The organism is Promicromonospora citrea (genome assembly GCF_013004695.1).
GTDB classification, from domain to species: domain Bacteria; phylum Actinomycetota; class Actinomycetes; order Actinomycetales; family Cellulomonadaceae; genus Promicromonospora; species Promicromonospora citrea.
On the sequence record NZ_JABEMG010000117.1, the window covers coordinates 1 to 14,143 of the forward strand.

Sequence of the window (14,143 nt, forward strand, 5' to 3'; positions counted from 1 at the left end):
GGTGCGCTGGGCGGCGCCGGCGGGACGGCCTGGGGGCTGCCGACCGGCGGCGGCCTCACCGCCTACATGGGCGGCGTGCTCGGTGTGGTGGCGGTGACGCTCGCGGCGTCGGCCACGCTGCTGCTCGTGCGGCAGGCCACGGCGCGACCCGCCACCTGACCCACGCCGGCCGGCTCACACCGCGAGCGCACGGGCCGCCGCAGCGGCCCGTGCGCCCGTCACGCCGGTGCGGTCAGGTCACGGCGTCGACCAGCCGCCCGTGTACGAGCCGGACCCCGTGTACGAGACGACCACCCAGCGGTAGGTGCCCGACGTGCCCGTGTAGGTCACACGCTCGTCCGGCGACGTCGTGATCGCGCGGGCCACCGTCGTCCACGCGCCGCCGCTCACCTTCTGCAGGTAGAGGTCGAAGTCGGTGCCGGACGGACCGTCGAGGCAGCCCGTGATGGTGCCGGAGCCCGAGGTGAACCCGGAGGTGCCCGGCTCGGCCGCCTGGCCGCCCGAGCTCAGCGAGCCGCTGAACGCCGACTCCTCGCCCGAGCAGCCGCCCGGCGTGCCGCCGCCGCCACCGGTGGTGATGAGCGAGACCCCCGCGGCGCTCAGCGCCTCGTTCACCGGCTGGAAGTACGTGGTGCCGCCGCTGCGGCAGTTGCCGCTGCCGCCCGACGTCATGCCCTGGGCCTGCGTGCCGGCGAGCAGCGAGCCGCCCGAGTCACCCGGCTCGGCGCACACGTTGGTGCGGATGAGGCCGCTCACGGTGCCCTCGGCGTAGGTGACCGACGCGTTCAGCGCCTGGATGGTGCCGCAGTGCCAGCCGGTCGTGGAGCCCGAGCGGCAGACCGTCGCGCCGACGGCGGCAGCGGTCGAGCCCGCGACGTTGACCGTGCCGCCGCTGTAGTTGTTCACGGCGCCGACGAGGGTGTCGTCCGTGCCCGTGTTCACGTAGGCGTAGTCGTTGCCTGGGAACGAGGACACCTGGAAGGTGCCGGAGGGCTGGCTCGTCGTGGCCCCGCGCACGCCGCAGTGGCCGGCCGTGACGAAGCCGCCCGTGGCGGAGAAGCCGACGGAGCAGCGCGCCCCGCCGATGTAGTAGGCGTTGCCGCCGATGACGTTGATGAACGTCCGCGGCATCTCGGCGACCTCGACGACCGAGACGGAGCCCGCGGGCACCCCGGCCGCGCGGACCGCCTTCGTCGCAGCGGCCTTCGCGCCCTCGGCGACCTCGAGCACGACGGTGTTGGACTCGACGTCCACGTAGGCGCTCGCGACGTCGGCCTCCGGCGCCGCCTCGTAGGCGCGGGTGGCGATGCGGTCGAGTGCCGCGAGGGACCGGTCGACGGTGACGGCGGTGGCACCGGCGGCGCGGACCTGGGCGGCCGCGGTCTTGTCGGTGACGGCGACGTACAGCTCGTCGCCCTCCACCCACGAGCCCGCGTACTGCTTCTCGAGCGACGTGGCCTCGAGCGACTTGATGAGGGTGTGCGCCGTGGCGGAGAGCGCCTCGTCGGTGCGGAGGCGGTCGATGGCCTCCGCGGTGTCCAGGCCGAGGTCGCGCTCCATGGCGGCGACCAGGCCGGGTGCGTAGCGGGAGGCGTCCGGTGCGTCGGTACCGGCCGCGGTGCCGGCGGAGGCGGCGGTGATGCCTGCGGCGATGAGCGTCGCGGTAGCTGTGGCCACGGTGACTGCTCTGAAGGATGTGCGTCTCATGTCCAGCGACTCCTTGTCGTCGGGGCAATGGATTCACCCAGTGCCGCACAGCGTAAGGTCGCTTTCAGGTAACTCCCAGATACCGTTTAGGCCATATCGGGGGAATATGCGGACATGCCGAGGTGGCGGGTAGGGGAAGCCCCTACCCGCCACCTGCGGTGGCGTGTCGGCTCAGTTGGTCAGCAGGCTGACCCCCGCGGCGCTGAGCGCCTCACCGACGGGCTGGAAGAAGGTCTGACCGCCCGACGAGCAGTTGCCGCTGCCGCCCGACGTCATGCCCTGGGCCTGGTTGCCGGCGAGCAGCGAGCCGCCCGAGTCGCCCGGCTCGGCGCAGACGTCGGTCTGGATGAGACCGGTGACCGTGCCCTCCGCGTAGTTCACCGTGGCGTTGAGGGCCTCGATGGTGCCGCAGTGCCAGCCGGTCGTGGAGCCCGAGCGGCACACCGAGGCGCCGACGGCGGCGGGCGACGAGCCCGCGACGGCGACCGTGCCGCCGTTCCAGTCGTCGACCACGCCGACGGGGGTGTCCGAGTCGACCGAGACGTAGCTGTAGTCGCTGCCCGGGAACTCGGAGACCTCGAACGTGCCGGACGGCTCGCTCGTCGGCGAGCCCACCGTGCCGCAGTGGCCGGCCGAGACGAAGCCGCCGGTCACGGCGAACCCGACCGAGCAGCGCGCGCTGCCGATGATGTAGTAGGCCTCGCCGCCGATCACGTCCGCGAACGTGCGCGGCCGCTCGGTGGTCTCCTGGAGCGACACGGCCGACGCGGGGACGCCCGCCGCCGCGACGGCCTTCTCGACGTCGGCCGTCGCGCCCTCGACCACGTCGATGACGATCTCGTTGGTCTCCACGTCGACGTGGTAGGAGGTGACGTCGGACGCCGCGAGCGCGCCGCCCAGGTCGGCCGTCCAGGTGTCGAGCGCCGTGAGCGAGTGGTCGACGGTGACCGGGGTGGCGCCCGCCGCGCGGACGGTCGCGGCCTCGGCCGCGTCGGTGACGGCGACGTGCAGCGCGTCGGCCCCCTCGAGCCAGGCGCCGGCGTACGAGCCGCCGAGCGACGCCTCGAGGCTCTGCTGCGTGGCGGACAGCGTCTCCTGGAGCGCCAGCCGGTCCACGGCCTCGGCGGTGCTCAGGCCCAGGTCGCGCTCCATCGCGGCGACCAGGCCGGGCGCGTAGCCCGCAGCGGACTCGGCGTCGGCGGATCCGGCGGCGACGGCGTTGACCGTGCCGGCAAAGAGGCCCACGGTGGCGGTTGCCACGGCGACGCCCCGGAGGGAAGTGTGTCTCATCTCCAGCGACTCCTCGGGTCGGAGGGGGGTGAAGTTCCACCCGCAGGTGACTTTTCACCCGCCCGACCACCGTAGGAGGAGATGGACTACCCGCCCAGATCACACTCAGGTCATACATATTTCCTATGGAGGGCAAACCCCAACCCCGCCGAGGTAGTCATGGGGCGAGGTAGTCATGGGGCGAGGTAGTACTACCTCGCCACGTGACTACCTCGCCCTGTGACTACCTCGCCAGGTGACTACCTCGGCGGGCGGGGAGGGTCAGCCGAGCATGCCGTACATGCCCAACCACTGCTCGTACTGCGGGCTGCGCCGGACGGCGTCCCGGTGGGCGCGGTGGGCGGCGCCCTCGACGGCCTCGACGTCGACCCGGAGGTCCGCGTCGTGCCGCCAGCCCAGGTAGTGCGTCCGCCGCAGGGGCGCACCGGCGAGCGGCACCGTGACCACGCCCGGCGGGTCGAGCTGGCCGGGCTCCACCAGGGCGACGGCACGCCCGGCCCGCACCTGGTCGACGGCCGTGGTCCACTCCGCCTCGCCCATGCCGCGCGGCGTGAACCCAGCGCGCACGCACGCCGAGACGAAGCACTCCTCGACGCCGGTGTGGGCGGGCACGCACAGCCACTGCTCCTCGGCGAGCTCGGCGAGCGCGACCTCCGGCTTGCCCGCGTACGGGTGGTGCTCGTCGAGCAGGACGAACATCGGGTCGGTGCACACCCGCGTCCACGCCACCTCGACGGCGGCGGGCGGTGAGACGTCGGAGCACACGCCGACCAGACCGACGTCGATCGTGCCCCGGGCGAGCCGGGAGGCGACGTCGTCGGCCACGTGCGGCATCGCCGTGGTGACCTGGGCGCCCGGCAGGGCGACGTGGAGCTGGTTGACGAACAGCCCGCCGAGCGCGGTGCCCGTGATGCCGACCCGCACCGTCTCGCCGCGGGCCACGTCGCCGTTGACGAGGCGCTCCGCGTCGTCGGCGAGGGCCGCCATGGCGGGCAGCAGGACGCGGGCGTGCCGCAGGATCAGGTCACCGAGCTCGGTCGGGCGCGCGCCGAACCGGTCCCGGACGAAGACGTTGCCGCCCAGCGACCGGTCGATGCGGTTCAGCTGCGCGGTCAACGCCGGCTGCGCGATGCCGAGGGCAGCAGCTGCCTTCGTGACGCTGCCCGACTCGGCAACGGCGACGACCATCCTCAAGTGCCGCATGTCGAGTTCCACACGGTGGAAAATAACTGTCATGTCCCCGGATGTCTCTGTTCGGGACAAGATTCAGCGCTGTCACAACCCGACCGTTACGTCCCGGAAACGAGCGTTCCGCCCGCGGCGCCTCGCGGCGGGGGCCTCACTCCGCCAGGAACCCGTCCCGGACGAGGTTGCGCACGGCGGGCAGCAGCTCGGCCGCGAGGGCGTCGGCGGGCACCTCGTAGAGCGCCGCGAGCGCGCCCACGATCTGCCCCACCGTGAGCTCGCCGTCGCACGCGCCCACGAGGGCGGCGAGCGGGCTCGAGGCGTGCACGCCGCGCCCCAGGCCGTCGCCCTGCCGCACGACGACGACGTTCGGGTCGGCCGCGCCCGGCTCGAGGTACCGCTCCTCCGTGACGTCGGCCGCCACGACGAGCCGTGCACCGGCCAGGGCGGTCTCGTCGCGCGCGGCCAGCCAGTCGTGCGCCGCGAGGCTGCGGGCGATGTGCGCGCCGAGCGGCTGGCGCACCGAGCCGGTGTGCTCCTCGAGGCGGCGCAGGGTGGGCGTCCCGGACTCGGGGCGCCGCAGGGTGACGATGCCGAACCCGACCGCCTCGACGTCGCGGGCCGCGAAGTCGTCGAGCCACGCGCCGTACGCGGCGGCCCACGCGTCGGGCTCACGGTCGGGTGTGGTGCCGCCGTCGCGGATCCAGGTCTCGGCGTACTCGGCCGGGTCGAGCACCTCGCGCTGGATGATCCAGCCGTCCAGGCCCGCCTCGTCGAGCCACGCGCCGACCCGCTCGGTCCACGCCTGCCCCGTGCGGTGCTCCCAGTTCCCGAGGAGCTGGGCGACGCCGCCCGGCACCAGCACGTCGCGCAGCCCGAGGACGAGATCACGCACGAGGTCGTCGCCCGCGCGGCCGCCGTCGCGGTACTCGTAGTCCCCGAGGGCCTCGGCGACGGCGCGGCCCGCCGCGCCGGTGCGGGGCGTGATGACGAACGGCGGGTTGGAGACGACGAGGTCGAACCGGTCGCCCGCCACGGGTTCGAACATCGAGCCCGCGCGCAGCTCGACGTCGGCGTCCGCCGGCGCGTTGAGGGCCACGTTGAGCTCGGCGAAGGCCAGCGCGCGGCGGGAGATGTCCGTCGCGACGACGCGGCGCGCGTGCCGGGCCGCGTGCAGGGCCTGGATACCGCACCCGGTGCCGAGGTCGAGCACCTGCCCGGTCGGCCGACGCACCGTGACCTGGGCGAGCGTGAGCGACGCGCCCCCGGCGCCGAGCACGTGATCGGTCGCGAGCCGGCCTCCGGTGGCGAGCTCGCCGAGGTCGGAGGCCAGCCACCAGCGGGCGTCGCCCACGGCGTCGGTGGACGCGTAGGGGCGCAGGTCGGCGAGCGCACGCACCTCGTCGTCCGCGTCGGCGCCCCGGGCGGTGACCAGGCCGAGGCGCGCCATGCCGTCGGCGCGCACCGTGGGCAGCGCCCGGTCGAGGGCGGCCCGCGGTACGGGCAGGCCGAGGAGGAACAGGCCGGCGAGCGTGGCGCGGGGGTCGTGGTCCGACGGCGCGCGGCCCGCCACGGCCGCCGACACCGCGCGGCGCGCGGGGAGCGCCTGCTCACGGTGCAGGGCGGCCGCGGCGAGCGGCCCGAGCAGGTCCTCGACGCCGTCCACGTGGTACGAGCTCGCGGTCAGGTCGGAGCGGAGGGCGGCGACGAGCGCCGGGTCGGTCACGGGAGGGTGCACGTGCCCATCCTGCCCGCAGGACGCACCGCAGGCCTCATCATCCCCGCCGGGGAGCCGGGGTGGCACCGGGCACGCCCCGCGTCAGCCGCCCTGGCAGTTGGACGCCACGTACTCCTGCACCCGCTCGAAGGCCGCGACCATCGCGTCGGTGTCCAGCTCCTGCTGCGCCCCGCCCACGGCCGAGGTCACCGCGGCGCCGTCGTTCGGCTTCACCTTCTCGATGTTGTTCGCGACCGTCGAGTAATAGGTGTACGCGATCGCCCAGTCCTCCGCGATGGCCTCCGGCGGCGTCACGCCCTCGAGCGCGTTGCGGGCGTTGATGAAGCCCTTGCGCAGCGTCTCCGGCTGGTCCTGGACCATGGCCGACTGCGCGTTGGCCGCCTGGGTCCACGCCATCTGGGTCTGGGCGCACGACGCCGCGTCGGCGGCCGACAGCGGGGCGTCGTCACCCGTGAGGCTGGTGCCCCAGCCGGCGCCGAGCCCGAGGAGAGCCGCGATCACGCCGGCAGCGACGAGCGTCGTCGGCCGGTCGAGGAGCGGCGGCAGGCCACGGCGCAGGGATGTCCTGATGCGCTTCTGCTGCGCGGTGTCCGGCGCGAGCCGGCCGCGCGGGCGCGTGCCGGCCTTCTTCGCCGAGCCCGCCTTCTTCGCGCCGCCGCGCTGCGCAGGACGGCGCCCGGGAGCCGCGTCGGCCTCCGGCTCGGCGTCGGGCGCCGGCTCCGGAGCGATCTCGGGCAGCACGTCCGCGAGGCCGCCCGGGGCGTCCGCCTCGGTGAAGGGCGGCGCGTCGGCCACGCCCTCGGCGGCGTCCGGGGCCGGGTCCGCGCCGACACCCCCGCCGACACCTCCACCGACACCTCCACCGACAGGGAAGCCGCCCGCGGGAGTCGGCGCGACGTCGGTCTTCGGGGCGCCCTTCGCGCTCGGCCGCCCGCCCTTGCCCTTGGACCGCGACCTGCCGGACCGCCCGCCCTTGCCCTTGGACCGCGACCTGCCGGACCGGCCGCCCTTGCCGCCCTTGCCGCGCGCGTTCTTGCTGCCCCCGCGGGGCTGGTCGGGGTCCGGGCCGACGACGGGTCCCCAGGGGTTCGCGTCGCCCTCTGCGGGCGCGTCGGCGACGGCGGGTGCGGGGATCGGGCCCCACGGCGAGCCGTCGTCCGCCGTGCCCGTGGGGGCGGCCGACGACGTGGGGGCCGAGGTCGGGGAGGATCCGCCCACGCTGCCCCACGGGCTCGGCGTCGCGTCCTTGGCCGCGAGGCCCTCGGCCCACTCGAGGGCGCTGGAGCCGGGGGCGGGCTCGCCCGACGCGAGACTCTCTGCCCAGGCGAGCGCGTTGGACGCCGGGGGTCCGGCGGCACGGGACGCAGCACGACCACCCCGTGAGCCCTTGCGCCGTGTCGCACTCATAGCCGCGAACTTTACCCGCAACCCCTGGGAGCACCGGAAGGGCAGCCGTGGGTCGCGTGGTGGAGGTCGGGTGAAGTTGGCCCGGCCCTGACCCGGGTCGGACTACCGGTTGACGTAGCTGATGCTCGAGAAGAGCACGACGGCCGCCATGGCCACGAGCCCGATCGCGAACGTCAGCAGGCCCCAGTTGCGTGCGCGGCGGGACGCCTTGCGCGCCTTGTCGTGCTCCCCGGCCTTCCAGAACGAGTTCACGCGGGCCGCGTTCACCAGGGCGACGAGGCCCGTCGGGAAAAAGAAGAAGATGGTGACGAGGATCGAGAACAGCAGGTAGGTGCGCGGCGGGTACTGGAGCTGGGCGGGGTAGGTGTGGACGTTGACGTGCACGGGCCCACGCGCTCCACCCGGCACCGCGGCGTTGCTGCTCATGACCATTTCCCCCTCACTGATGTAAAGGGAGAACTTAGTCCATTTTCGGTCATTTGTTGAATGCGCAGGTCAGCCCGGGATCTTGCGCAGCACCTCGCGATAGAAATGCACACCCCGCGCCAGCGACTCCACGCTCAGCCGCTCCCCCGCGCCGTGCACCGCCCGGCGCTGCTCGGCCGTGAGCACGAACGGGCTGAGCCGGTAGACGTGGTCGCTGATCGGGGTGAACGCCCGCGCGTCGGACGCGGCGAGCTGCACGTGCGGCGCGACGACGGCGTCCGGGTACACCGACCCGACGGCCTCGCCCAGCAGCGTGAACTGCTGGCCGTCGTACGGCGAGACCTCGCTCGGCTCGCCGGAGCCGAGCACCTCGAGCTCGACGCCCTTGTCACCGATGACGCGGCGCAGCCGCGCGACCGTCCGCTCCACCGTGTCGCCGAGCGCGACCCGGACGTCCACGTGCGCCCGTGCGGACGACGCCGCGACGGTCGCCCCCACGCTGCCCTCGAGCTCGGTGACCGCCGCCGTGGTGCGGACACTCGCCCACGCCTCGGGGCCCCCGCGCCCGACGAGCCACGCCGCGACGCCCCGCAGCGGGCCCGACGACAGGCGCGTGGCCAGGCGCAGCAGCGCACCGCGCGCACCGCTCGCGCCGGGCGCCACCCGCTCGAGCAGGGCCGCCGTCGGCGGGCTCACGCGGGCGGGGAAGGCGTGACCGCTGACGCGCGCGACGGCGCGGCCCAGGCGACCCGTCGCCGTACGGCGGCCGGGCGTCGCGGCATGCCCGCCGGCGTCGGTCGTGTACAGGTCGACGCCGATCCGGCCCTTCTCGGCCACGCCGACGAGTGCGACCTGCTTCTCGACGCCGGGCACCGCGTCGGTCACGACGCCGGCACCCTGGTCGAGCACGAGCCACGGCCGCACGCCCAGCTCGTAGAGCCGCCGGACGGCGCGCTCGGCGGACTGCCCGGTGGTCTCCTGGTCGGCGCCGAAGAACAGCCACACGTCCCGTTCGGGGACGAACCCGTCGCCCAGCAGGGTCTCGACGGCGTCGAGCACCGCGACGAGCACGCCCTTGCCGTCGACCGCACCGCGGCCGTGCACGACGCCGTCGCGGATCTCGCCCGAGAACGGGTCGCCCGCCCAGTCGGTCTCGAGGACCGGCGCGACGTCCTGGTGCGCCACGAGCACGACGGGGAACGGGTGCAGCACGTCCTCGCGCCCGCGGCCCGGCCACCGGAACAGCAGGCCGTGCTCACCGACGGGCTCGCTCTGCAGGGCGTGCACGCGGGGGTAGAAGGCCGCCAGCGCCGCGCGGTGCCGGGCGAAGGACTCGTGGTCGAGGTCGTCGGGGTCCCACGCGGACACGGTCGGGATCTGCACGAGGGAGGAGAGGTGCGCCGCGGCGATGTGGCCTGCGGCGAGGTGCCCGTCGCCGTACTGCTCGGACGAGGCGAAGGACGCGCCGCCGGGCAGCACCGCGTCGGGCGCTGCGGGCTGGTCGGGGACGGGGCCGTGCGCGGGGGCGTCCCCGGCCGGCGGCTCCGGCGGGGCCGGTGGCTGTGCCGGGGCGCTCTCGGCGGGCGCCTGCGCGGGCTGCGGGGCCGGGCGGGCCGCCGCCTTCGCGATCATCTCCGCCGTGACCTGGGGGATCGCCTCGGTCGGGTCGGTGTCGGCACTCACGGGACCTTCTCCTGCTCCGGGTCTGCCCCGAGGGGCTCCTGCGACGGGTCCGCGCCCGCTCCGGCGAGCGCTGGATGGCACAACACCGCGAACGATAGCGGTCGCTGCGGCTTTTCCACAGACCTGGTGCGAGGTGCATGCCTGTTCCATTTTGCCGGAAAGCCCCGAATCCTGCCCCTCGACGCCGCTGTGGCGTTGACCGCCCGCGGGTGTGCGGGTCCACTGGTGCCATGACCACTGAGCGATGGAGCCAGGCCACCGTCTATCCCGACATGTGGGCCGACCCCGAGGAAGACCCCCGCGAGGCGTTGTCCGACCCCGTGGGCGAGAAGGAGACACTCTGGAACTACCTGAGGCACTACCGCCTCACCCTGGAGATGAAGTGCCAGGGCCTCGACGCCGAGCAGATGGCGCGCCGGTCCGTGCCGCCGTCGACGATGTCGCTGCTCGGGCTCGTGCGGCACCTCGCGCAGGTCGAGCGGGGCTGGTTCCGGGAGGTGCTCTCCGGCCAGGACGACGCGGGTGACCTGTACGGCAGCGGTGACGCGGACTTCGACGGCGCCGTCGCGGACCCCGCGGTCGTCGAGGAGGCGTGGGCGAACTGGCGGGACGAGGTGCACCACGCCGACGCGTGGATGGAGACGCTGCCGGAGGACGGCCTGGGCGCGACGGCCACGCGGCGCGGCGACGAGATCCCGGTGCGCGACGTGCTGGTGCACATGGTCGAGGAGTACGCGCGCCACGTGGGCCACGCCGACCTCCTGAGGGAGTGCATCGACGGCCGCGTCGGCCAGTGACGGCACCGGCACGACGCCGGTCACGAACGAGAACGACCTCGGGTACCGCATCCGGTCGGATGCGGTACCCGAGGTCGTTCTCGAGGTGTCAGACCGTCGCCTGCGCGGCGTCCTGGTTGGCCTCCTCGGTGGCCTCCAGGCGCGAGGCCCGCACGCGGGACCAGGCCACGGCGCCGAACGCCACGGCGGCCGCCACGAGAGCGATGCCGATGCGCAGGGCGTGGTTGGCGTCCTCGGGCACGCTGATCGCCACCACGGCGGGCGCGATGAGCAGCGCGACGAGGTTCATGACCTTGATCAGCGGGTTGATCGCCGGGCCCGCGGTGTCCTTGAAGGGGTCACCCACGGTGTCGCCGATGACGGTCGCCGCGTGCGCGTCCGACCCCTTGCCGCCGAACTTGCCGTCCTCGACGATCTTCTTCGCGTTGTCCCAGGCACCGCCCGAGTTGGCGAGGAAGATGGCCATGAGCACGCCCGTGCCGATGGCTCCGGCGAGGAAGCCGGCCAGCGGGCCGACGCCGAGGCCGAACCCGACGGCGATCGGCGCGAACGCCGCGAGCAGGCCCGGTGTGACGAGCTCGCGGAGCGAGTCGCGCGTGCAGATGTCGACGACCTTGCCGTACTCGGGGCGCTCGTCGAACGTCATGATGCCCGGGTGCTCGCGGAACTGGCGGCGCACCTCGAAGACGATGGCACCCGCCGCGCGGGTCACGGCGTCGATGGCCAGGCCCGAGAACAGGAACACCGTGGCGCCGCCGAGGATGACGCCGACGAGCGTGACGGGCGAGATGATCTCGTAGCTGAGCATCGAGGCGACGAGGCCGCCGCCCACGGCGCCGACCTGCGCGAGCGCGTGCGACACGGCGTCGGCGTACGAGCCGAACAGAGCCGTCGCCGCGAGCACGGCCGTGGCGATCGCGATGCCCTTGGTGATGGCCTTCGTGGTGTTGCCGACCGCGTCGAGGTCCGTGAGGATCTGCGCGCCCTCCTCGTCGACGTCGCCCGACATCTCCGCGATGCCCTGCGCGTTGTCGCTGACCGGGCCGAACGTGTCCATGGCGACGATGACGCCGACCGTGGTGAGCAGGCCGCAGCCGGCCAGGGCGACGAGGAACAGCGCCAGCGAGATCGAGCCGCCCGCCAGCAGGAACACGCCGCAGATCGCCGCGGCGATGATGCCGGCGGTGTAGACGGCGGACTCGAAACCCACGCCGATGCCGGACAGCACGACCGTCGCGGCACCCGTGCGCGACGTCGCGGCGACGCCGAGGGTCGGCTTCTTGTCCGTCCCGGTGAAGTAGCCCGTGACCCACAGGATGACGCCGGCGAGCACGACACCGATGAGCACGGCGAGCGCGGACACGACACGCGGGTCGGCCGTCACGCCGGACAGGTCGGCGGTGCCGCTGAGCTGGTCGAACGACGACGGCAGGTAGGCGAACGCCGCGACGCCCGCCAGGACGGCGCCGATCACGGCGGAGACGTAGAAGCCGCGATTGATCGCGGTGAGGCCGCTCTCGTTGCCCCGCACGCGCGTGATGAAGACGCCGAGCAGCGCGACGAAGGCGCCGATCGCGGTGACGATGAGCGGGAAGACGAGGCCCTGCTCGCCCATCGCGGCCTTGCCCAGGATGAGGGCGGCCACCAGGGTCACGGCGTACGACTCGAACAGGTCGGCCGCCATGCCGGCGCAGTCGCCGACGTTGTCGCCCACGTTGTCCGCGATGGTGGCGGCGTTGCGCGGGTCGTCCTCCGGGATGCCCTGCTCGACCTTGCCGACCAGGTCGGCGCCGACGTCGGCCGCCTTGGTGAAGATGCCGCCGCCGACGCGCATGAACATGGCCAGCAGCGCGGCGCCGAAGCCGAAGCCCTCCAGCACGGCGGGCGCCTCGACGTCGTAGACCAGCACGACGAGCGCGGCACCCAGCAGGCCGAGGCCCACCACGGACATGCCGACCACGCCGCCGGTGCGGAACGCGATCCGGGCGCCCTCCGCGCGGCCGCCGGGCCGGGTCGCGGCCGACGCCACGCGGACGTTGGCGCGCACGGCGAGCCACATGCCCAGGTAGCCGATGGCCGCGGAGAACCCGGCCCCGAACAGGAACGCGACCGAGCGGCCGAGCCGCACGCCGCCGTCCCCCGGCAGCAGGAACAGCAGCGCGAACACGACGGCGGCGAAGAGCACCAGCGTCCGCAGCTGCCGCCGCAGGTACGCGGAGGCGCCCTCCTGCACGGCCTGGCCGATGTCCTGCATCTTCGCGGTCCCGTCAGGCGCGGCGAGCACCTGGCGACGCAGCACGAAGGCGCACCCCAGCGCCGCGGCAGCGATGAGAGCGATCACCGCGACCGTGGTGTAGCTCCCTGCGCCGAAAACAATCTCTCCTTCGGGCATCCGTCCTCCTCGACGAGCTCCGGGGAGTTCCCCCAGACGTGTGTGTACCCCCATGACCAGCACAAGGCTGATGCGCCCCGCCGGCAACGTCGAAGGCGGGAAGAAGCAGAGTCTACCCACATGTGACGGCAGTCACTATGTCGCCGTATGCCCCGTCCCGCACCTGGATCCGGTTGCATCCACCGAGGGGTCGCGACGCCGCGGCCGGCCCCGCTCAGCCGGCGTCCGCGCCGCCCGTCAGGGTCCTGATCTCCTGCAGCAGCCCGGCCGCGTCCGTGAGGTCCCGCAGCACGGCATCGGCGCCGGCACCGACGAGCCGCTCGGCGGGTGTCGTGCCCGAGGCGACGGCGATCACGTGCGCGCCGCCCTCGACGCCCGTGCGCACGTCCTCCAGCGAGTCGCCGACGACGACCGTGTTCGCCGGGCCGAAGGTCGCCCCGTACCGTGCGGCCGCCCGGCCCTGGGCGACGCCGACCAGCGCGGGGCGGTGCGCGTCGTCCGACGAGAAGCCGCCGACCGACGCGTCCACGTACCGGTCCATGCCGAACACGCGCAGCTTGATGAGAGCGTTCGCCTCGAGGTTGCCCGTCACCACGGTCGCGACGAGGTCGGGCTCCGCCGCGACGGCCTTGAGGGCCTGCATCGCACCGGGCAGCACGGTGCCGAGCCGGCGCACGTCGTCGGTGTGGGCGGCGAACCGCCGTGGCACGGCCTCGAGCATGCGGGGCAGGAGCTCGTCCGCCGCGTCCGCGGTGACGCCGTTGTCCTCGAGCAGGCCGCGGATGGCCAGCGGCATCGTCATCCCGGTGCCCTTGGCCGGGAGGCGTTCGGGGGGTCGTCCCACGACCTCGGCGAACGCCTCCCGGTATGCCGTTCGATCCACCTCCCCGACATAGACCAGCGTGCGGTCGATGTCCCAGAGCACGAGCGCTCTGGCGGCACCGCGGGGGGTGGCCGGCGTCGTCACGACGCCAGCGCCGCTATCCGCTCGGTCAGCACGCGCGACCCGACGGCGGACCGCCGCGTCGAGCCGCCCCGGCGCAGGTCCGCCGAGAGGTCGCGCAGGTGCTCGCGCAGCCGGGCCGACTGCACGGTCTCCGCGATCGCGACCGCCTCCTCGCCCACGGCGCAGGCCGCGTCGAGGTCGCCCGCCCGGGCGTGCGCCTGGGCGGCCCGGCTGAGGAACAGGCCGTGGGTGCGGCGCTCGCCGTTGCGCTCGGCCCGGATGGCGTGGCCGAAGCTCTCGACGGCGCGGGCCGTGTTGCCCAGCGCGAGGTGGGCCGACCCCGACTGACCGTGGATCTCGCCCTCGTTCATCCAGTACAGCCAGTGCGGGTCGTCCTCGCCACGGCCGCGGGCGCACAGCTCCGCGGCCTCGCCCAGGGCGCGGCGTGCGGCCTCGCCCTCTCCGGCGGCGGCGTGGCCGCGGGCCTGCCGGGTGAGGAGGGTGGCGGCCAGGTGCGGGGCGTCGAGCCGCTCGATGCGCCGGCGGCCCGCCTCGGCGGCTCGCACGGCGTC

Annotated in this window: 11 protein-coding genes; 1 reads left to right on the top strand and 10 read right to left on the bottom strand. The window is 74.2% G+C overall.

What is annotated here, in order from left to right:
- Positions 1-237 precede the first annotated feature (237 nt).
- The 7 genes from HLB15_RS18310 to HLB15_RS18340 all read right to left on the bottom strand — a co-directional run bounded on the left by HLB15_RS18310 (position 238) and on the right by HLB15_RS18340 (position 9,436).
- Positions 238-1,677 (bottom strand): S1 family peptidase, encoded by a 1,440-nt coding sequence (locus HLB15_RS18310; protein ID WP_229784889.1) that lies wholly within the window; start codon positions 1,675-1,677, stop codon positions 238-240.
- 201 nt (positions 1,678-1,878) lie between these two features.
- Positions 1,879-2,997, bottom strand: a complete 1,119-nt coding sequence (locus HLB15_RS18315; protein WP_212760058.1) for a S1 family peptidase — start codon at positions 2,995-2,997, stop codon at positions 1,879-1,881.
- 261 nt (positions 2,998-3,258) lie between these two features.
- The gene (locus HLB15_RS18320) at positions 3,259-4,200 is read right to left on the bottom strand and encodes a LysR family transcriptional regulator (protein WP_249360319.1); all 942 of its coding nucleotides are present in this window, start codon (positions 4,198-4,200) and stop codon (positions 3,259-3,261) included.
- A 136-nt stretch (positions 4,201-4,336) separates the two neighbouring features.
- Entirely contained in the window at positions 4,337-5,920 is a 1,584-nt protein-coding gene (locus HLB15_RS18325) for a DUF7059 domain-containing protein (protein WP_171107301.1), read from the bottom strand.
- Positions 5,921-6,001: 81 nt separating this feature from the next.
- Positions 6,002-7,327: a hypothetical protein gene (locus tag HLB15_RS18330; protein ID WP_171107303.1), complete on the bottom strand. Its 1,326-nt coding sequence runs from the start codon at positions 7,325-7,327 to the stop codon at positions 6,002-6,004.
- A 102-nt stretch (positions 7,328-7,429) separates the two neighbouring features.
- Entirely contained in the window at positions 7,430-7,753 is a 324-nt protein-coding gene (locus HLB15_RS18335; protein WP_171107305.1) for a CD225/dispanin family protein, read from the bottom strand.
- Between the two features lie 69 nt (positions 7,754-7,822).
- The gene (locus tag HLB15_RS18340) at positions 7,823-9,436 is read right to left on the bottom strand and encodes a M20/M25/M40 family metallo-hydrolase (protein ID WP_171107307.1); all 1,614 of its coding nucleotides are present in this window, start codon (positions 9,434-9,436) and stop codon (positions 7,823-7,825) included.
- A 230-nt stretch (positions 9,437-9,666) separates the two neighbouring features.
- Here HLB15_RS18340 and HLB15_RS18345 point away from each other — a divergent pair, with 230 nt between their 5' ends.
- Positions 9,667-10,233 carry a DinB family protein gene (locus HLB15_RS18345; RefSeq protein WP_171107309.1) on the top strand — a complete coding sequence of 189 codons (567 nt, stop codon included), beginning with the start codon at positions 9,667-9,669 and terminating at the stop codon, positions 10,231-10,233.
- A gap of 88 nt (positions 10,234-10,321) precedes the next feature.
- Here the strand turns inward: HLB15_RS18345 and HLB15_RS18350 are convergent, their stop codons facing one another.
- The 3 genes from HLB15_RS18350 to HLB15_RS18360 form a co-directional block, all read right to left on the bottom strand.
- Complete coding sequence (locus tag HLB15_RS18350) at positions 10,322-12,625, bottom strand: sodium-translocating pyrophosphatase (RefSeq protein WP_171107311.1); 2,304 nt, start codon at positions 12,623-12,625, stop codon at positions 10,322-10,324.
- 214 nt (positions 12,626-12,839) lie between these two features.
- A complete protein-coding gene (locus HLB15_RS18355; protein ID WP_171107313.1) occupies positions 12,840-13,592 on the bottom strand; it encodes an HAD family hydrolase in 753 nt (250 codons plus the stop codon).
- Positions 13,589-14,143 (bottom strand): NsdA family TPR-like regulatory protein (locus tag HLB15_RS18360; protein ID WP_514128829.1); only part of this gene is annotated, 555 nt, incomplete at its 5' end. The genes HLB15_RS18355 and HLB15_RS18360, both read right to left, overlap by 4 nt.